This window comes from Pseudomonas sp. B10(2017), from assembly GCF_002113295.1.
Lineage (GTDB): Bacteria > Pseudomonadota > Gammaproteobacteria > Pseudomonadales > Pseudomonadaceae > Aquipseudomonas > Aquipseudomonas pudica.
This window is the reverse complement of sequence record NZ_NEJU01000003.1, coordinates 82704-100609: the sequence shown is the minus strand read 5'-3', so window position 1 is coordinate 100609 and position 17906 is coordinate 82704. Positions and strand designations below refer to the sequence as shown.

General features: G+C 64.2%; 17 protein-coding genes. 11 read left to right on the top strand and 6 right to left on the bottom strand.

Features of this window, described 5'->3' with window-relative positions:
• Window positions 1-4 precede the first annotated feature (4 nt).
• Window positions 5-610, top strand: a complete 606-nt coding sequence (locus tag CAF92_RS05210; protein WP_085599613.1) for a PolC-type DNA polymerase III — start codon at window positions 5-7, stop codon at window positions 608-610.
• Here CAF92_RS05210 and CAF92_RS05205 read toward each other — a convergent pair.
• Window positions 607-1056, bottom strand: a complete 450-nt coding sequence (locus CAF92_RS05205; protein ID WP_013974322.1) for an Lrp/AsnC family transcriptional regulator — start codon at window positions 1054-1056, stop codon at window positions 607-609. The genes CAF92_RS05210 and CAF92_RS05205 overlap by 4 nt on opposite strands.
• A gap of 154 nt (window positions 1057-1210) precedes the next feature.
• Between CAF92_RS05205 and yedA the strand changes: the two genes are divergently transcribed.
• Complete coding sequence (gene yedA, locus CAF92_RS05200) at window positions 1211-2131, top strand: drug/metabolite exporter YedA (protein WP_025340737.1); 921 nt, start codon at window positions 1211-1213, stop codon at window positions 2129-2131.
• Between the two features lie 56 nt (window positions 2132-2187).
• Complete coding sequence (locus CAF92_RS05195) at window positions 2188-3519, top strand: DEAD/DEAH box helicase (protein WP_085599610.1); 1332 nt, start codon at window positions 2188-2190, stop codon at window positions 3517-3519.
• A gap of 120 nt (window positions 3520-3639) precedes the next feature.
• On the opposite strand, the gene CAF92_RS05190 is transcribed toward CAF92_RS05195, so the two are convergent.
• From CAF92_RS05190 to CAF92_RS05180, 3 genes are all read right to left on the bottom strand, one after another.
• Window positions 3640-4875: a TIGR03862 family flavoprotein gene (locus CAF92_RS05190; RefSeq protein ID WP_085599608.1), complete on the bottom strand. Its 1236-nt coding sequence runs from the start codon at window positions 4873-4875 to the stop codon at window positions 3640-3642.
• A gap of 148 nt (window positions 4876-5023) precedes the next feature.
• On the bottom strand, window positions 5024-5938 hold the full coding sequence (locus CAF92_RS05185; RefSeq protein ID WP_085599606.1) for a histone deacetylase: 915 nt from the start codon (window positions 5936-5938) through the stop codon (window positions 5024-5026).
• A gap of 195 nt (window positions 5939-6133) precedes the next feature.
• Window positions 6134-6826, bottom strand: a complete 693-nt coding sequence (locus tag CAF92_RS05180) for a histidine phosphatase family protein (protein ID WP_085599603.1) — start codon at window positions 6824-6826, stop codon at window positions 6134-6136.
• 179 nt (window positions 6827-7005) lie between these two features.
• Here CAF92_RS05180 and CAF92_RS05175 point away from each other — a divergent pair, with 179 nt between their 5' ends.
• The 4 genes from CAF92_RS05175 to CAF92_RS05160 all read left to right on the top strand — a co-directional run bounded on the left by CAF92_RS05175 (window position 7006) and on the right by CAF92_RS05160 (window position 10301).
• A complete protein-coding gene (locus CAF92_RS05175) occupies window positions 7006-7575 on the top strand; it encodes a GNAT family N-acetyltransferase (protein ID WP_046613156.1) in 570 nt (189 codons plus the stop codon).
• Between the two features lie 95 nt (window positions 7576-7670).
• Window positions 7671-8540, top strand: coding sequence for an acyl-CoA thioesterase II (tesB, locus tag CAF92_RS05170; RefSeq protein ID WP_046613155.1), 870 nt, complete (start codon window positions 7671-7673; stop codon window positions 8538-8540).
• Entirely contained in the window at window positions 8537-9127 is a 591-nt protein-coding gene (locus CAF92_RS05165; protein WP_046613154.1) for an HAD family hydrolase, read from the top strand. Before tesB ends, CAF92_RS05165 begins: the two co-directional genes overlap by 4 nt.
• A 163-nt stretch (window positions 9128-9290) precedes the next feature.
• Entirely contained in the window at window positions 9291-10301 is a 1011-nt protein-coding gene (locus CAF92_RS05160; protein ID WP_046613153.1) for an NAD(P)-dependent alcohol dehydrogenase, read from the top strand.
• A 147-nt stretch (window positions 10302-10448) separates the two neighbouring features.
• On the opposite strand, the gene CAF92_RS05155 is transcribed toward CAF92_RS05160, so the two are convergent.
• On the bottom strand, window positions 10449-11156 hold the full coding sequence (locus tag CAF92_RS05155) for a FadR/GntR family transcriptional regulator (RefSeq protein WP_046613718.1): 708 nt from the start codon (window positions 11154-11156) through the stop codon (window positions 10449-10451).
• A 261-nt stretch (window positions 11157-11417) separates the two neighbouring features.
• Between CAF92_RS05155 and CAF92_RS05150 the strand changes: the two genes are divergently transcribed.
• Both CAF92_RS05150 and gudD read left to right on the top strand, forming a co-directional pair.
• Window positions 11418-12770 (top strand): MFS transporter, encoded by a 1353-nt coding sequence (locus CAF92_RS05150; protein WP_085599601.1) that lies wholly within the window; start codon window positions 11418-11420, stop codon window positions 12768-12770.
• A gap of 19 nt (window positions 12771-12789) precedes the next feature.
• On the top strand, window positions 12790-14136 hold the full coding sequence (gudD, locus tag CAF92_RS05145; protein WP_085599599.1) for a glucarate dehydratase: 1347 nt from the start codon (window positions 12790-12792) through the stop codon (window positions 14134-14136).
• 109 nt (window positions 14137-14245) lie between these two features.
• On the opposite strand, the gene CAF92_RS05140 is transcribed toward gudD, so the two are convergent.
• Window positions 14246-15133, bottom strand: a complete 888-nt coding sequence (locus CAF92_RS05140) for a LysR substrate-binding domain-containing protein (protein ID WP_080958385.1) — start codon at window positions 15131-15133, stop codon at window positions 14246-14248.
• 99 nt (window positions 15134-15232) lie between these two features.
• On the opposite strand from CAF92_RS05140, the gene CAF92_RS05135 reads away from it, so the two are divergent.
• Both CAF92_RS05135 and CAF92_RS05130 read left to right on the top strand, forming a co-directional pair.
• On the top strand, window positions 15233-16174 hold the full coding sequence (locus CAF92_RS05135) for a 2-hydroxyacid dehydrogenase (RefSeq protein WP_085599597.1): 942 nt from the start codon (window positions 15233-15235) through the stop codon (window positions 16172-16174).
• Window positions 16175-16349: 175 nt separating this feature from the next.
• The gene (locus CAF92_RS05130) at window positions 16350-17693 is read left to right on the top strand and encodes an MFS transporter (protein ID WP_085599595.1); all 1344 of its coding nucleotides are present in this window, start codon (window positions 16350-16352) and stop codon (window positions 17691-17693) included.
• The last annotated feature ends 213 nt before the right edge of the window (window positions 17694-17906 follow it).

Below are 17906 nucleotides of genomic sequence, written 5' to 3'. Positions count from 1 at the left end.
TTTCATGGAACGTATCGCTGTCATCGACTTTGAAACTACCGGCATCAGCCCCGGTGCCGGCTGCCGCGCCACTGAGGTGGCGGTGGTGATGCTGGAGGGCGGGCGCATCGTCGAGCGCTACCAGAGCCTGATGAACGCGGGTGTGCCGGTACCGGCCTTCGTCGCCGGGCTCACTGGCATCACCACCGCCATGCTGCGCAGTGCGCCGCCGGTGGAGAAGGTGATGAACGAAGTGGCCGAGTTCGTTGGTGGCACCCCGCTGCTGGCACACAATGCCGCCTTCGACCAGAAGTTCTGGGACTACGAACTGGGCCGCATCGGCCGTAGCCGCACCCAGGCCTTCGCCTGCTCCTTGCTGCTGTCACGGCGCTTGTTGCCGGCGGCGCCGAACCACAAGCTGGGCACCTTGACCCGCTGGGCCGAGCTGCCGGATACCGGTACCGCGCACCGGGCCATGGCCGATGCCGAAATGGCCGCCAACCTGCTGCAACACCTGGCTGGCGTGCTGCGCCAGGGCCATGGTGTACAGCAACTCTCGCACGACCTGCTCTGCCGCCTGCAGAAAACACCTGCCGCGAAGGTTCGTGAAACCCTGGCCAGGTTCTGTTAGGGCTTCTTCTCCAGTTGCCCCAGCGGCACCCGTCGCTCCACTGCGCTGGAGAGAATGATCGAGGTCTTGCTGAAGCCGAATTGCGCGACCCGGTTGATCAGTTCTTCCAGCTCCGGCATCGAACCCACCGCTGCCTGCATGATGACGCAGGGGTCGCCGGTTACCCGATGGCATTCGGTCAATTGGGGTATCTGGGTCAACGCTTCGTAGGCCTGCTGGTTGCCGTGGCTGGCCAGGCGCAGTTCGATCACGCACTGGATCGGCAGGCCAATCTTGCTCATGTCGACCTTGGCCTGGTAGCCGGTGATTACTCCGCTGGCCTCGAGCTTGGCCACCCGCTCGGCCACCGCCGGCGCCGACAGGTTCACCTGGCGCGCCAGTTGGGCGAAGGTGGCGCGGCCGTTGTCGAGCAGGGCGGCGAGCAGCATGCGGTCGTACTTGTCCATGGAATTTCCCTGCCTGGTTTCGATTCGATTGAAAAGCATCCGAATAACCATGCAATGCAAAGTGTTCGGGTCATTTAAAGCTGCTTTGTAACTTAAGTTTACACAGTGGCCTTTCTAAACTAAGCCACCCGTAAACGGATTTCGAGTGTTTCCCATGCCTGCCTCCCGTCGCTTCCCGTTGTTGCTCATTGGCGCTTTCCTGGCCTTGTACCTGGTCTGGGGCTCTACCTACCTGTTCATTCGCATTGGCGTCGAGAGCTGGCCACCGATGCTCATGGCCGGGGTGCGCTTCCTGATTGCCGGGGGCCTGCTGTATGGTTTCTTGCGCTGGCGCGGTGTACCGGCACCGACCTGGCCGCAGTGGCGGGCTGCGGGGGCGATCGGTTTCCTGCTGCTCAGCTGTGGCAACGGTGGCGTGACCGTGGCCGAGCATGCCGGCGTGGCCTCGGGCGTGGCGGCGCTGGCGGTGGCGACCGTGCCGCTGTTCACCTTGCTGTTCGGCCTGCTGTTCGGGCACCGCAATTCGAAGCTGGAGTGGGCGGGGATAGCCCTCGGGTTGGTGGGTATCGGCCTGCTGAACCTGGGCTCCAACCTGCAGGCAAGCCCGATTGGCGCGGCGCTGATCATCTTTGCGGCAGCGTCGTGGGCATTCGGCTCGGTTTGGAGCAAGACCTTGCCGCTGCCTCAGGGGCCTATGGCCAGCGCCGCGGAAATGCTGGTCGGTGGCGCCGTGCTGTTGCTCGGCAGCGTGCTGTCTGGCGAGCGCATGACGCAGATGCCGACCGCTGCCGGCTGGGGGGCACTGGCCTACCTGGTGTTCTTCGGTTCGATCCTGGCGTTCAGTGCCTACATGTACCTGCTCAAGCACGTGCGCCCGGCAGCTGCCACCAGCTATGCCTACGTCAACCCGGCAGTGGCCGTTCTGCTGGGTATTGTCTTTGCCGGTGAGCAGATTGGTGCAGAAGAATGTGTGGCCATGGCGGTGATCATCGGTGCAGTGGTGCTGATCGGCCTACCGCAGTGGCGCAAGGCACCAGAGCCGGCGCAGCCATTGAAAGGCGAAATCTGCAAGTAGGTGGGGGTGATGCGGTAAACTTGCCGCCTTCGCTGAACCCCCCTGACGGTATTGCCATGAATTTCGCCAAACTCGGCCTGATCGAACCGCTGCTGCGCACCCTGCAGCAACTGGACTACACCACCCCGACCCCGGTGCAGGCCAAGGCCATCCCCGCCGTGCTGGCCGGCCGCGACCTGATGGCCGCGGCCCAGACCGGCACCGGCAAGACCGCGGGCTTTGCCCTGCCTGTGCTTCAGCGCCTGGCGCTGGAAGGCGAGAAGGTGGCCAGCAACTCGATCCGCGCACTGGTGCTGGTGCCCACTCGTGAGCTGGCCGAGCAGGTGCACAACAATGTGCGCGAGTATGCCGAGAACCTGCCGCTGAGCACCTACGCGGTGTATGGCGGGGTCAGCATCAACCCGCAGATGATGCGCCTGCGCCGTGGTGTCGACCTGCTGGTGGCCACCCCGGGGCGCTTGCTCGATCTGTTTCGGCAGAACGCCGTGAAGTTCAATCAGGTGCAGACCCTGGTGCTGGACGAAGCCGACCGCATGCTCGACCTGGGCTTTGCCGAAGAACTGCAGTCGGTGTACGCCGCGCTGCCACGCAAGCGCCAGACGTTGCTGTTCTCTGCCACTTTCTCCGACCAGATCCGCATGCTGGCGGGGCTGGCCCTGAATGACCCGCTGAGCATCGAAGTCAGCCCTCGCAATGCCACGGCCACCAGCGTCAAGCAGTGGCTGGTGCCTGTGGATAAAAAACGCAAGGTGGACCTGTTCTGCCACCTGCTGCGCAAGCAGCGCTGGAAGCAGGTGCTGGTGTTCGCCAAGACCCGCAACGGCGTCGATCAACTGGTAGAGCGTTTGCTGGCCGAGGGTGTGAATGCCGACGGCATCCACGGTGACCGCCCGCAAGCTACCCGCCAGCGCGCGCTGGACAGCTTCAAGGCCCGCGAAATCCAGGTGCTTGTGGCGACCGATGTGGCGGCCCGCGGCCTGGATATCGATGACCTGCCGCTGGTGGTCAACCTTGACCTGCCGATCGTTGCCGAGGATTACGTGCACCGCATCGGGCGTACCGGGCGGGCGGGCAACAAGGGCGAGGAGATTTCGCTGGTGTGTGCCGATGAAGTACAGCTGCTGGCGGCAATCGAAGTGCTGACCCGGCAGACCCTGCCGCGTCATGAAGAGCCGGACTTCATCCCTGACCACCGGGTGCCGATGACCGACGCCAGTGGCCAGGTGATCAAGAAGCCGAAGAAGCCCAAGAAGCCGAAGGAAAACAGCGCCAAGCGCGGGTTGGGGCGCTGGATGGACAGCGCTGAATCAGGTAGTGCCGAGCCGGCGGTGAAGGCGGTGCGCAAGGTGCCGAGCTTCAATGGTGGGGCGCGCAAGCGTAAGCCGTAGCCTGGGGAAGCTTGGCACCTGTGGGAGCGGGCGTGCCCGCGAAGCAGGCACCGCGGTGCATGGCACGGGCTTCGCCCGTGTTCGCGGGCACGCCCGCTCCCACAGTGGATCGAGTATGTGTCAGGATTTCAGCCAGCTTGCCGCCGCCCGCCCGGCGCGCAAGCCGCTGGCAAAGCACGCCGTCAGCAGATACCCCCCGGTCGGGGCCTCCCAGTCCAGCATCTCGCCGGCACAGAACACCCCTGGCATGCCCTTGACCATCAAGCCCTCATCCAGCCCCTCGAAACGCACCCCGCCCGCGCTGCTGATCGCCTCATCCAGCGGCCGCGTACGCACCAACGTGATCGGCAATGCCTTGATCGCCCTCGCCAAGGCACCAGGGTCGGCAAACGTCGCCTGATCGGTCAGCTCGCGCAACAGCGCAGCCTTGACCCCATCAATACCCAGCTGGCTGTGCAGGTGCTTGGCCATGGAGCGCGAACCCCGTGGCTTGGCCAGCGCCTGGGCAATCTTGTCCACAGGCTTTTCCGGCAACAGGTCGAGCAGCAACACCCCGTGGCCGTCGCGGTTGATAGCCTCGCGCACCAGTGCTGACCAGGCATACACCAGGCTGCCTTCCACACCCTGTGCGGTGAGGATGAACTCACCCTTGCGCGGCGCGCTGCCGGGAACGCTGAGCGCAATGTTCTTCAACGGCGCCCCAGCGAACCTGTCCTTGAGCAGCGTGCTCCAGCCTGCCACTTCAAAACCGCAGTTGCTGGGCCGCAAGGGCGAGATATCCACAGCGCGTGCGGCCAGCAGTGGCTGCCAGCTACCGTCCGAGCCCAGTCGCGCCCAGCTTCCGCCACCCAGCGCCAGCACCACCACGGCAGCCTTCACCAGCCGCTCGCCTTGTGGATAAGCAATCCGCAATGCACCTTCGGCATTCCAGCCCAGCCAGCGGTGACGGGTGTGGATAACTACCCCGCTGTCGCGCAGGCGCTTGAGCCAGGCGCGCAGCAGGGGCGCGGCTTTCATGTCGGTGGGGAATATTCGGCCCGAGGTACCAACGAAGGTTTCGATGCCCAGGCCGTGAATCCACTGGCGCAAGGCGTCGGCATCGAAGTCCTGCAGCAGCGCGGCGATTTCGCCCTGGCGCTCGGCGTACCGGCTGACGAATGCTGGGTAGGGCTCGGAATGGGTGATGTTCATGCCGCCGACACCCGCCAGCAGGAACTTGCGGCCCACCGAAGGCATGGCATCGAAAACCTCGACCGCCAGGCCCGCCTGGGCCAGTGCTTCGGCGGCCATCAGGCCGGCTGGGCCGCCGCCGATGACGACAGCGAGGGGAGGGGAGGCGGGGCTCAGATCAGGCATGGTGGGCAGCAGGCTGTGGAAAAGAGGCGCATTCTAGCGCAGCGCGGTCTGTGGAAGCACTGCTCAAAAAATGATCAGAGCTTTGCAGGCCTTGCCTGTAAAGGGCTGCAGCGCCTTTCCCGCAGGTTATCCACAAGCGGCTCCACAGTCATTGTGAACAACCGATGACGCGTGCCGCGCTGTGATGAAGGATGCCATGGCGCCTGGCCAGGGCTGCACGGTCCTTGCTGTATCCACCGCCGATCACGCCCACCACCGGGATATCGCGGCCCATGCAGTGGCGCAGCACTGCTTCGTCACGGGCGGCAACGCCTGCATCGGTCAGTTGCAGATAGCCCAGGGCGTCGTCCTTGTGCACATCGACACCGGCGTCATACAGCACCAGGTCGGGTCGATAGAGTGGCAGCAGGTAGTTGAGGGCGTCGTCCACCACTTTCAGGTAGGCCATGTCGCCCATGCCCCGGGGCAGGGGAATGTCCCAATCGCTTTGTGCCTTGCGCGCCGGGAAGTTCTGTTCGCAATGCAGCGATACCGTGATGGCGTCTGGTGTCTCGTGCAGGATGCGCGCGGTGCCGTCACCCTGATGCACGTCGCAGTCGAAGATCAGCACCCGGTGTACCCGGCCGGCCTCCAGCAGGTAGCGGCTGATCACGGCCAGGTCGTTGAAGATGCAGAAGCCGGCAGGGTGGTCGTAATGGGCGTGGTGGGTGCCGCCGGCAAGGTGGCAGGCGATGCCGTGCTGCAGCGCCATCTCGGCGCTCAGCAGCGAGCCGCCTACGGCGCGCACGGTACGCCGGGCCAGGGCCTCGCTCCAGGGCAGGCCGAGGCGGCGCTGGTCCTCGCGTGACAGGTCACCGTTCATGTAGCGCTCGATGTAGCTGCGGTCGTGGGCCAGGGCGAGGATGTCGTTGGGGCAGATGTCCGGGCGCAGCAGGGCCTGGTCGGTGGTCAGCCCGCTGTCGATCAAGTGGTCGTGCAGCAGGCGAAACTTGTCCATGGGGAAGCGGTGTTCGGCAGGGAACTCCGGGCTGTAGTCTTCGTGGTAGATCAGCGGCAACGGCATGGGTGGGGTCGCAATCGGGGTCAGTGCTGATCTTGCCATGGCTGGGGCAGCTTTGCTGCCCAATCGCCGGCAAGCCAGCTCCCACAGTTACTGCACAAGGCTAAAAGGCTATGGGATACCTGTGGGAGCTGGCTTGCCGGCGATGAGGCCAGAAAAGGCAGTGAAAGGCAGTTGCCCTGGCAGGCAGGAGCGGCGTCAGTGCTGTTTCGTGGTACTGGCCAGCACCCGTTGCCAGTCCGGCTCGTTCAGGCGGCCAAGGATGCGCGTCCTGCCATTGCCATCCACCGAAACGAACAGCGCACTGGCATAGCCGCTCTCACGCTCGCCCCCCGCAACGTTCTGCTGACGGGCAAAATGGTCGATGCAGCCGTTGTGGGTCACCAGCACCAGGTTATGCCCCGGTCGTTTGTGTGCCAGCGCTTCGCTGGCGAACCGGCTGTCACAGCTTTCCAGCCAGTCCTCGCTGGCCACCGCCTGGCCGAGGATGAAATGCGCGGTTTGCCGTGTGCGCAGTTTCGGGCTGCTGAGCATATCGGCGTTGTCCAGACCCAACTGGTGCAGTCCTTGGCCAACGCGAGCCGCGGCCTGGCTGCCGCCCACGGTGATGCCGGTGGGGTCGTCCAGGCACGGGCCAGGGGCGCTGTCACAGCGCTCGGCGTGGCGGATCATCACGATCACCGTACCGTCGGCCCAGTCTTGCAGCAGGCCGCTGTTACTCAATTGCCGTTCGTTGCCAAGGTCCACGATGTGCGTCCTCGTCGCCAACCAGGTGCTCAACGCCGCCACGACCATGCACAGGCCAAGAGCGGCACCAAGGGCTTTGCGGGTCAGGCGTCGCTTGCGCCGGGCGTGGATGGCAGGGTGCCCCAGGGTGTTGCTCGATAGCATGCGTTGCTCCGTTGGCATGGTCGCGGCTGGCGCGGCGGTATTGGCTGGCATCCTGCCAACAGGCCTGTCGGGGGGCGGTGAAGGGCGTGTGAAAATTGCATTCGGGCGCGCCGGCTGGGTGAAACCTGCACCCGCGCCTACGCTGTAAACTGCAAGACGCTAAAACCGGAGCACGCCCGATGACCCCTATCCTGCAACTGGAAAGCGCGCGGCTGGTGCTGCGCCAGTGGCACGACGACGACCTGCGCGAATTCGCCGCCTTGTGTGCCGACCCGCAGGTGATGCGCTACTTCCCGGCGCCGCTGACGCGCCTGGAGGCAGCCGCGCTGATCGGTCGCGTGCGCGGGCATTTCAATGAGTATGGCTTTGGCCTTTGGGCCCTGGAGCGCAAGGACAGCGGTGCCTTCATCGGCATGACCGGGTTGCTGCACGTGGCCTTCGATGCCGATTTTGCGCCGGCGGTGGAGATCGGTTGGCGCCTGGCACGCCGCCATTGGGGCCTGGGTTTCGCCAGCGAGGCGGCGTGGACCTGCCTGCGCTGTGCTTTCGCCCAATTGCGCCTGGAAGAGGTGGTGTCGTTCACTAGCGAGAGCAACCTGCCGTCGCAGAAGGTCATGCAGGCCATCGGTATGCAGCAGGATCTGAACGGCAGTTTCGAACACCCCCGCCTGCCCGTGGGCCATCCGCTGCGCCCGCATGTGCTGTATCGCATCGACCGCGCTCACTGGGAGCGTACCCTGCACGCCTGAATTCATGGCCATGCCCGGCGCGAATGACAAACCCTGTATCATTTGCCTTCATGAGAGTGCTGTAGAGACATGTTGCCTTGCTAGGAGAACCCCCGATGAGTCATGTGTTGGACGACCTGGTCGACCTGTTGAGCCTCGAGTCCATCGAGGAGAACCTGTTCCGTGGACGCAGCCAGGACCTGGGCTTCCGCCAGTTGTACGGCGGGCAGGTATTGGGCCAATCATTGTCGGCGGCCAGCCAGACGGTCGAGGATGCACGCCATGTGCATTCGTTGCATGGCTACTTCCTGCGCCCTGGCGATGCCAGCCTGCCGGTGGTGTATTCGGTGGACCGCGTGCGCGATGGCGGCAGCTTCAGCACCCGGAGGGTGACGGCGATTCAGAAGGGCCAGCCGATCTTCACCTGCAGCGCCTCGTTCCAGTACGACGAGGAAGGGTTCGAGCACCAGGCGCAGATGCCCGAGGTGGTCGGCCCGGAAAACTTGCCCACTGAAGTAGAGCTGGCCCGGGCCATGGCCGACCAGTTGCCCGAGCGAATTCGCGACAAGGTGCTGTGCGCCAAGCCGATCGAGATCCGCCCGGTCACCGAGCGCGACCCGTTCAACCCCAAGCCTGGCGACCCGGTGAAGTACGCCTGGTTTCGCGCGGACGGCAACCTGCCCGATATCCCGGCCTTGCACAAATACATGCTGGCCTACGCCTCGGACTTCGGCCTGCTGACCACTGCGTTGCTGCCCCACGGCAAATCGGTGTGGCAGCGTGACATGCAGATTGCCAGCCTCGATCATTCGCTGTGGTTCCATGGCAACCTGCGTGCCGACGAGTGGCTGCTGTACGCCACCGACAGCCCTTGGGCAGGCAATGCCCGCGGCTTCTGCCGAGGCAGCATCTTCAACCAGGCCGGGCAACTGGTGGCGTCGTCCTGCCAGGAAGGCTTGATTCGCCACCGCAAGGACTGGGCATGAGCCTGGGCGAGGTGCGCAACTGGGTGTTCGACATGGACGGCACCCTGACGGTGGCTGTGCACGATTTTGCCGCTATCCGCCTGGCGCTGGATATCCCGGCCGAGCACGACATCCTCACCCACCTGGCGGCCTTGCCGGCGGACGAAGCGGCAGCCAAGCATGCCTGGCTGCTGGAGCACGAGCGCGACCTGGCGATTGCTTCCACGGCGGCCACCGGGGCGGTGGAACTGGTGCGCGAACTGGCCGAGCGTGGTTGCCGGCTGGGCATTCTCACCCGCAACGCCCGTGAGTTGGCGCATGTGACACTGGAGGCCATCGGCCTGGCGGACTGCTTCCCGGTGGAGCACATTCTGGGGCGTGACGAAGCGGCGCCCAAGCCAAGCCCGGATGGGCTGCTGAAGATTGCCAATGCCTGGGGTGTGGCACCGGGTGAGTTGGTGATGGTGGGGGATTACCGGTTTGACCTGGACTGTGGGCGCGCCGCAGGGGCGCGCACGGTTCTGGTGAACCTGCCGGACAATCCGTGGCCGGAGCTGGTGGATTGGCATGCGGCCGATTGCCGGGCATTGAAGGTGATGCTGGGCTGAATCTTGTGTTGGCAATGTGGGCCCTATCGCCGGCAAGCCAGCTCCCACAGGGACACCACTAGAGCTGAGACTTGTGCAATACCTGTGGGAGCTGGCTTGCCGGCGATAGGGCCGGATCTGTCTATGCTGAACCCCAATCTATTCCCTGAACGGAGACCTATCCATGACCAGCAAGGCCATCTACGTACAACCCGGCGGCGGCTACGACAAGGTCGAGGTCGGTACCAGCGAGGCTCTCGCACCCCAGGCCGGCGAAATCACCGTGCGCCTGCACGCCAGCTCTCTCAACTACCACGATTTCGCCGTGGTCAGCGGCATGTGGGGCCCGAGCGAGCGGCGCATCCCCATGGCCGATGGCGCTGGCGAAGTGGTCGCGGTGGGTAGCGGCGTCACCGAGTTCCAGGTCGGCGACAATGTGGTCAGTACCTTCTTCCCAGACTGGCTCGACGGCCAGGCCAATGTGGAAGGCTTCGCCAGGGTGCCCGGCGATGGTATCGATGGTTACGCCCGTGAGCAGGTCACCGCTCGCGCCACCTCCTTCACCCTGGCGCCCAGGGGCTTCAGCCATGCTGAAGCTGCCACGCTGACCACGGCCGGTCTCACGGCCTGGCGTGCACTGACGAGCGACGATCACCTCAAGCCTGGCGATACGGTGCTGGTGCAGGGTACCGGCGGCGTGTCTATCTTCGCCCTGCAATTTGCCAAGCTGGCTGGCGCGACGGTGATCGCCACCTCGTCCAGCGACGCCAAGCTGGAGCGACTGAAGGCCCTGGGTGCCGACCACCTGATCAACTACAAGAGCACCCCGGCGTGGGGTGAGAAAGTGCGCGAGCTGACCGGCAACCGCGGCGTCGACCATGTGATCGAAGTGGGTGGCCCGGCGACGTTGGAGCAATCGATGATTGCCGCGCGCATTGGCGGGCATGTGTCGTTGATCGGTATCCTCACCGGCGTGGCTGGCCAGTTGCCACTGGTGCAGGCGCTGGTGCGGCAGATTCGCCTGCAAGGCGTGCTGGTGGGCAGCCGCGCCCAGCAACAGGCGATGGTGCGAGCAATCGATGCCAATGGCCTGCGGCCAGTGGTGGACAAGCATTTCGAGCTGGAGCAGATCGTCGAGGCGTTCCGTTATCAGGAGAGCAACCGGCATTTCGGCAAGATCTGCCTGACCTGGTAGCAGGGCCCGACGCGGTTCTCTTTGTAGGAGCGGCCTTGTGTCGCGAAAGGGCCGCAAAGCGGCCCCCGGCCTGCAATTCTGTAGCTGAAATCCAGGGGCTGCTGTGCAGCCCTTCGCGCCACAAGGCCGCTCCTACAGGGGATCGTGTCAGGCCTGTTCGGGCAGTAGCCGGTCGCGGCTATTGGACAGGTGCAGGCACACCGCTGCCCGGGCCGCGTCCGGGTCCTGCCGGCGGATGGCATTGAGGATCGCCTCATGCTCGAGGTTGGCCAGGTACGCCTGCCGGGCCAGCTTCGCCCCGCTGCGTTCGGCCAGGGCCATTCGGTTGCGCGGGATCAGGCCGTTGCCCAGCTGCAACAGCATTTCAGTGAAGTACAGGTTGCCAGTGGCCTCGGCAATCAGCAGGTGAAAGCGCCGGTCAGCCTCGATGCAGCTGTCGCCGGCGGCGGCCAGGTCCTGGTAATCATCCAGCGCTTGGCGCATGCGCGTCAGGTGTCCCTCGTCACGGCGTAGCGCGGCCAGGGCTGCGGCCTGGCCTTCAAGGCCGATGCGCAACTCCAGCAGGTCGCGCACATTCGCCGCGCTTTCCGCAGCTATGCGCAGACCGGCCTGGCCCTGGCGCTCCATCACGAACGTACCGATACCGTGGCGTGGCTCCACCAGCCCCGAGGCCTGCAATTTCGACAGGGCCTCGCGGACCACGGTGCGGCTGACCCCATGCTCGCGTACCAGGCTGTTTTCCGAGGGCAACTTGTCGCCTGGCTTGAAGGTGCCCAGCAAGATCTGTTGCGTCAGCCTGGAGACCAGGTCATGGGCGCGGCTGTGGCCGCGTTTGTGGGCTTGCTCGGTGGCCATGGTGTAGTCCAATTGTTGTTGTGCTTGTACGACAAGTTAACGGATAAAAATATTTTTTGCCGATTTTTCCTGTACTCAAGTCAGCGGATAGCTTGGTGTATTTTGCAAGATCGACGCTAATACGTATTTTGATAGCTTGTATTTTGTGATTTTACCGATGTTGGCGACCTTGTCGTACAACTGTGCTGCGCATATGCTCTTCCCCACTGCCATGTCAGACAACCTCGACCCGCACAAAAACAATTAGTGGGAGATCCGCAAGTGAACGATACCCTCGCTCCGTCTGCCCGGAATGAAGGCGACGCCCTGGCCAGCGCCGTGGCCAAGGTCAAGCGCCACGTCCTGCCGCTGTTCGTCATCATGTTCATCGTCAACTACCTGGACCGCGTCAACATCGGCTTCGTCCGCCCGCATCTGGAAAGCGACCTGGGCATCAGCGCTGCGGCCTATGGCTTTGGCGCCGGCCTGTTCTTCATTGGCTACGCGTTGTTCGAAGTGCCCTCGAACATGCTGCTGCAGAAGGTCGGCGCACGGCTGTGGCTGACCCGCATCATGTTCACCTGGGGGCTGGTGGCCACTGCCATGGCCTTCGTGCAGAACGAAACCCAGTTCTACGTGCTGCGCTTTCTGCTGGGCGTTGCCGAAGCGGGCTTCTTCCCCGGGGTGATCTACTACTTCACCCGCTGGCTGCCGGCCGCCGAGCGCGGCAAGGCGATTGCCATCTTCCTCAGCGGCTCGGCGCTGGCATCGCTGATTTCCGGGCCGTTGGCCGGTGCGCTGATGCAGATCCAGGGGCTGGGCATGCATGGCTGGCAATGGATGCTGTTCATCGAAGGCATGGCCTCGGTGACGTTGTGCTTCTTCGTGTTCTTCTGGCTCGACTCCAGGCCGCAGGACGCCAAGTGGCTGAGCCAGGCCGAGCAGGACGCACTGGTGGCCACCATCGATCGCGAGCAGTTTGAGCGTGAAGCGGTCGGCGTGGTCAAGCCATCGACCTGGAGCCTGCTCAAGGACCGCCAGATCCTGCTGTTCTGCCTGATCTACTTCTGCATCCAGCTGACCATCTACGCCGCTACCTTCTGGCTGCCGAGCATCATCAAGCGCATGGGTGACCTCAGCGACCTGCAGGTCGGCTTCTTCAACTCGATCCCATGGCTGATTTCGATCCTGGCCATGTATGCCTTCGCCGCCGGCTCGGCGCGCTGGAAGTTCCAGCAGGCCTGGGTCGCAGGTGCGCTGGTGATCGCTGCCATCGGCATGTTCATGTCCACCACGAGTGGGCCGGTGTTCGCCTTTGTCGCGGTGTGCTTCGCGGCCATCGGTTTCAAGTCGGCGTCGTCACTGTTCTGGCCGATCCCGCAGGGTTACCTGGATGCCCGCATCGCCGCTGCGGTGATCGCGTTGATCAACTCGGTCGGCAATCTCGGTGGCTTCGTCGCCCCAACCACCTTCGGCCTGCTCGAGCAGCAGACCGGTTCGATCCAAGGCGGCCTGTATGGCCTGGCGGTGACCTCGGTGCTGGCGGCCATTGCCATCTTCTTCGTACGCACTCGCCCAAAGGGCGTCCCTTCCGATGACCTCAAGGCCCCTTCGGCCCTGGGTCAGAGCCATTGATGACTGCGAGACAACAACCATGAACATGCAGACCCTTTACACCAGCACCCCTGTGGTCACTGAGCTGCGCGTGATCCCCGTTGCCGGGCACGACAGCATGCTGCTCAACCTCAGTGGTGCCCATGGCCCGTTCTTCACCCGCAACGTGGTGGTGTTGCGTGACAGCGCCGGCAATACCGGATTGGGCGAGGTGCCCGGCGGCGAGAAGATCCGCCAGACACTGGAGGACGCCCGCAGCCTGGTGGTCGGCCAGCCGGTCGGCCATTACCAGCGCGTGCTCAATGCCATGCGCCATACCTTCGCCAACCGTGACTCGGCTGGTCGCGGCCTGCAGACCTTCGACCTGCGCATCACCGTGCATGCGGTGACGGCCATCGAGTCTGCGCTGCTCGACCTGCTTGGCCAGCATCTGAACGTGCCGATGGCAGCACTGCTGGGCGAGGGGCAGCAACGCGAGGCGGTGAAGATGCTCGGTTACCTGTTCTACATCGGCGACCGCCAGCAGACCGACCTGGCCTACCGCAACGAAGCCGATGCCGAGGACGACTGGTTCCGCCTGCGCCACGAAAAGGCCCTGACGCCGGAGGCGGTGGTGCGTCTGGCCGAGGCCGCCAAGGCCCGCTATGGTTTCAGCGATTTCAAGCTCAAGGGCGGGGTGTTGCGCGGCGAGGAGGAGATGGAAGCGGTAACGGCGCTGGCCGAACGTTTCCCCGAAGCCCGCATCACCCTCGACCCGAATGGTGCCTGGTCATTGAAGGAGGCCATTGCCCTGTGCCGCGACAAGCACGATGTGCTGGCCTACGCCGAAGACCCGTGCGGTGCCGAGAACGGCTACTCGGGCCGTGAGGTTATGGCCGAGTTCCGCCGCGCCACCGGCCTGCCCACCGCCACCAACATGATCGCTACCGACTGGCGGCAGATGGGCCATGCGATCCAGTTGCAGTCGGTGGACATTCCGCTGGCCGACCCGCACTTCTGGACCTTGCAGGGTTCGGTACGGGTGGCGCAGATGTGCAACGACTGGGGGCTGACCTGGGGTTCGCATTCCAACAACCACTTCGATATCTCGCTGGCAATGTTCACCCAGGTGGCAGCTGCGGCGCCGGGTGAAATCACTGCGATCGACACCCACTGGATCTGGCAGGACGGCCAGCGCCTGACCCGTGAACCACTGCGCATCGTCGATGGGCATGTGCACGTGCCGGCGCGGCCGGGGCTTGGGGTGGAGCTGGATGAAGACCAGCTGGCCAAGGCGCATGAGTGCTACCGCAACATGGGGTTGGGCGCGCGGGATGACAGCGTGGCAATGCAGTTCCTGATTCCGGGGTGGAGCTTCGATAACAAGCGGCCTTGCCTGGTGCGTTGAGGCTGCTGGCCCTTTCGCGGGCTTGCCCGCTCCCACAGGTACTGCATCAGGCTCCAGGCCTGCATTTATCCTGTGGGAGCGGGCGAGCCCGCGAAGAGACAGGCACAAATCAACCTGCTTCGAAAAACTTCCGCGCCATCGCCACGAATGCCCCCAGCACCGGGTTGGGGTTATCCCGGCAGAACGCCAGGAAAATCTCCGCCTGCTGCTCCATCCCCACCAACGGCCTGAATACCACCTGCTCCAGGCGCAATGCCTGCGCCGAGGCCGGCACCACTGCGCAGCCCAGCCCCACATTGACCAGCCCCAGTATCGAGTGAGTCTGCCCCAGTTGGTGCAGGTACCGTGGTTGCACCTCATGCCGGGCAAACAGGTTGGCGATGCGGTCATGGAAATAGCGCCCTTCGTTGGCGCTGTACATCACGAATGGTTGCTCATCGAAATCGCTCGGCCTGAGCCGCTCACGTGCCGCCAGCGCATGCCCGGCGGGCAGGGCGGCGATGAAGGGTTCGCGGTGGATCGGCAGGTACTCCACGCGCGCGCTGGGCAGCACCTGGCGCACCAGCCCAACATCGATCAGCCCTGCCTCCAGGTCATGCACCTGGGTGCTGGAGACGCGTTCGCTGAGCACCAGTTCGATGTCCGGCAGCGTCTGCCCGGCATGCACCAGCAAGCGCGGGATCATGCTGTAGGCTCCCACTGCGGTGAAGCCCAAGGTCAACCGGCCCGCTTCGCCATGAGCAATGCGCCGCGCCGACTGGCTGGCCGACTCGGCGATCTGCAGGATGCGACGGGCGTCTTCGAGAAAGCTCTGGCCCGCCAGGGTCAGCCGCGCCTGGCGGTTGTTACGCTCGAGCAGCAGCACGCCCAGGGTGTGTTCCAGCAGCTGGATCTGCCGGCTCAAGGGCGGTTGGGTCATGTGCAGGCGGGTGGCGGCACGGCCGAAATGCAGCTCTTCGGCCACGGCTACGAAACAGCGCAGCTGATGCAGCTCCATGATTCAATTCCTGAATTATTCGATCCAGTATCTATATTAGACCTGTATCAAATGCCGGCCTAGCATCGAGTCATGTCTTCGAACTGCCGGATGCGCACCATGAACGAGAACCCCATCGAAGTGCTGTTGACCCAGCCAGTACCAGAGGCCATCGATGCCCGGCTGGTCAACGCTTATCGGGTACATCGCCTGTATCAGCATTCCAACCCGCAACAGTTGCTCGACGATGCCGGCCCGCGCATTCGTGGGGTGGTTACAGGTGGTGCCAAGGGCCTGTCCAATGAGCTGATGGAGCAACTGCCCGCGCTCGAGATCATCGCCATCAGCGGCATCGGCACCGATGCCGTGGACCTGCGCCATGCGGCCAGCCGCGGCATCCATGTCACCACCACGCCGGGCGTGCTCACCGCCGATGTGGCCGACCTGGCCATGGGCTTGATCATCAGCACCTTGCGCCGCCTGGGCGAGGGGGAGCGGCTGGTGCGTGATGGCCTGTGGGGCAAGGTAGACCTGCCATTGGCGCGCAAGGTCAGCGGTATAGAACTGGGCATCGTCGGGCTTGGCGAGGTGGGCAAGGCTATCGCTCGCCGTGCCGCTGCATTCGACATGCGTATTGCCTACAACGGGCGGCGCGAGCAACCAGAAACCGGCTACCGCTTTGAAGCCGATCTGGTCGAACTGGCGCGTTCGGTGGATGTGCTGGTGGTTGCAGCTGCCGCCGATGGCGGCGAGGTGCTGGTGACGGCCGAGGTGCTCGATGCACTGGGGCCGGAGGGGTACCTGGTCAATGTAGCGCGCGGCAAGTTGGTCGATGAAGAGGCGCTGGTCGAGGCGTTGCGGGAGCAGCGCATTGCCGGGGCCGGGCTGGATGTTTTCGTCCACGAGCCGCATGTGCCGCCGGCGCTGCGTGACCTGAACCAGGTCGTTCTGCAGCCACATCGAGGCAGCGCCACGCTGCAAACCCGGCTGGAAATGGGGCAGATGGTTTTATCGAATCTCGCTGCTTGCTTCCGTGGCGAGGTTCCCCCGAATTGCGTGTAGGCCCCATCGCCAGCAAGCCGGCTCCCACAGGAACAGCGCATGCCCTGAACACTGCACTGACCCTGTGGAAGCAGCTTTAGCCGCGAAGAGGCCGGCATAGGCAACAGAAGGCCCCAAAGGCCACACCTTCTCCGCACAAGAACAATCGCTTCCACCGAGAAGCAAGAGGGTCCACATGAACAGCAAATCCGCCGTCGCCGCACCGCAGGCCGTGGCCGGGATCGGTCGCCATCGCTTCCTGGTCCTGGCACTGATCTTCGTCATCACCGTCATCAACTACGCCGACCGCGCCACCCTGTCGATTACCGGTACCGAGGTGCTCAAGGACCTCGGCCTGGACCCGGTCATGCTGGGCATGATCTTCTCTGCTTTCGCCTGGGCCTACGCCCTGGGTCAGGTGCCTGGCGGCTGGTTGCTCGACCGCTTCGGCGCCCGCCGGGTCTACGGCATCAGCCTGATCCTCTGGTCGCTGTTCACCCTGCTGCAAGGGACCGTGGGCTGGATGGGCCTGGCTGGTGTGTCCGCCGCCGTGGCGCTGTTCTCCATGCGGTTCATGCTGGGCCTGGTGGAGTCGCCGGCCTTCCCGGCCAACTCGCGCATCGTCAGTTGCTGGTTTCCCACCCGCGAGCGCGGCACCGCCTCGGCACTGTTCAATTCGGCGCAGTACATGGCCGTGGTGGTGTTCGCACCGTTGATGGCGTGGATGACCCATGCGCTGAGCTGGGAGCAGGTGTTCATCTGGATGGGCGTGCTGGGGCTGGCGCTGAGCGTGGTGTGGTTCCGCTTGTACCACGAGCCGCACAGTGCGCCAGGGCTGAGCCCCGAAGAGCTGGACTACATGCGTGAAGGCGGCGCCCTGGTCGACCTGGAAAAGGAACGCAAGACTGCCAAGAGCAAACCGACCCGGGCCGAGCTTGCGCAACTGTTCACCAGCCGTAACCTGTGGGCGGTGTACCTGGGCCAGTACTGCATTACCGCGCTTACCTACTTCTTCATCACCTGGTTCCCGATCTATCTGATCAAGGGCCGTGGCATGACCATCATGGAGGCCGGCTGGGTGGCCGCGTTGCCGGCAATCTGCGGTTTTACCGGTGGCATTCTCGGTGGCTTCGTGTCCGACTGGCTGATCCGCCGTGGGGTGCACCCGTCCAAGGCCCGCAAGACCCCGTTCATCATCGGCATGGGGCTGTCCACCAGCCTGGTGCTGGCCAACTATGTGGACGGCAATGCCGCGGTGATCGCCCTGATGACCCTGGCGTTCTTCGGCAAGGGCCTGGCGGCGGTGGGCTGGGCGGTGTTGTCGGATGTGGCACCGAAGAAGATGGTTGGCCTGTGCGGTGGAGTGTTCAACGGCATCGGCAACATCGCTGGTATCGTCACCCCGTTGGTGATCGGTTATGTGGTGGCCAGCACCGGCTCCTTTCACAACGCACTCTGGTTCGTGGCCGCCCATGGCGTGCTGGGGATCCTCGCTTACCTGTTGCTGGCCCGACGCTTCGAGCGTACCGGGCAGGCGTAGGCAGACGCCTGGCAACAGAGGCCCCGGGAGACCGGGGCTTTTTTGTGGCTGGCAGAAAGGGCCAGTACAGCCACAAACACACCCAAATGAAAAACAAAAGCTCCAGACGGCCTGGTGACGCGATCGGGCAAGCCATTCACGACATCTGGCGTTCATGGAAATGCCCTGTCGTGATCGAACAGTTCCGGGGCGTTCTCGTGTAATTTCCCACAG

Coding starts and splice junctions, on each gene's coding strand:
- CAF92_RS05210 (WP_085599613.1), top strand. CDS start 5: ATGGAACGTATCGCTGTCATCGACTTTGAAACTACCGGCATCAGCCCC.
- CAF92_RS05205 (WP_013974322.1), bottom strand. CDS start 1,056: ATGGACAAGTACGACCGCATGCTGCTCGCCGCCCTGCTCGACAACGGC.
- yedA (WP_025340737.1), top strand. CDS start 1,211: ATGCCTGCCTCCCGTCGCTTCCCGTTGTTGCTCATTGGCGCTTTCCTG.
- CAF92_RS05195 (WP_085599610.1), top strand. CDS start 2,188: ATGAATTTCGCCAAACTCGGCCTGATCGAACCGCTGCTGCGCACCCTG.
- CAF92_RS05190 (WP_085599608.1), bottom strand. CDS start 4,875: ATGCCTGATCTGAGCCCCGCCTCCCCTCCCCTCGCTGTCGTCATCGGC.
- CAF92_RS05185 (WP_085599606.1), bottom strand. CDS start 5,938: ATGCCGTTGCCGCTGATCTACCACGAAGACTACAGCCCGGAGTTCCCT.
- CAF92_RS05180 (WP_085599603.1), bottom strand. CDS start 6,826: ATGCTATCGAGCAACACCCTGGGGCACCCTGCCATCCACGCCCGGCGC.
- CAF92_RS05175 (WP_046613156.1), top strand. CDS start 7,006: ATGACCCCTATCCTGCAACTGGAAAGCGCGCGGCTGGTGCTGCGCCAG.
- tesB (WP_046613155.1), top strand. CDS start 7,671: ATGAGTCATGTGTTGGACGACCTGGTCGACCTGTTGAGCCTCGAGTCC.
- CAF92_RS05165 (WP_046613154.1), top strand. CDS start 8,537: ATGAGCCTGGGCGAGGTGCGCAACTGGGTGTTCGACATGGACGGCACC.
- CAF92_RS05160 (WP_046613153.1), top strand. CDS start 9,291: ATGACCAGCAAGGCCATCTACGTACAACCCGGCGGCGGCTACGACAAG.
- CAF92_RS05155 (WP_046613718.1), bottom strand. CDS start 11,156: ATGGCCACCGAGCAAGCCCACAAACGCGGCCACAGCCGCGCCCATGAC.
- gudD (WP_085599599.1), top strand. CDS start 12,790: ATGAACATGCAGACCCTTTACACCAGCACCCCTGTGGTCACTGAGCTG.
- CAF92_RS05140 (WP_080958385.1), bottom strand. CDS start 15,133: ATGGAGCTGCATCAGCTGCGCTGTTTCGTAGCCGTGGCCGAAGAGCTG.
- CAF92_RS05135 (WP_085599597.1), top strand. CDS start 15,233: ATGAACGAGAACCCCATCGAAGTGCTGTTGACCCAGCCAGTACCAGAG.
- CAF92_RS05130 (WP_085599595.1), top strand. CDS start 16,350: ATGAACAGCAAATCCGCCGTCGCCGCACCGCAGGCCGTGGCCGGGATC.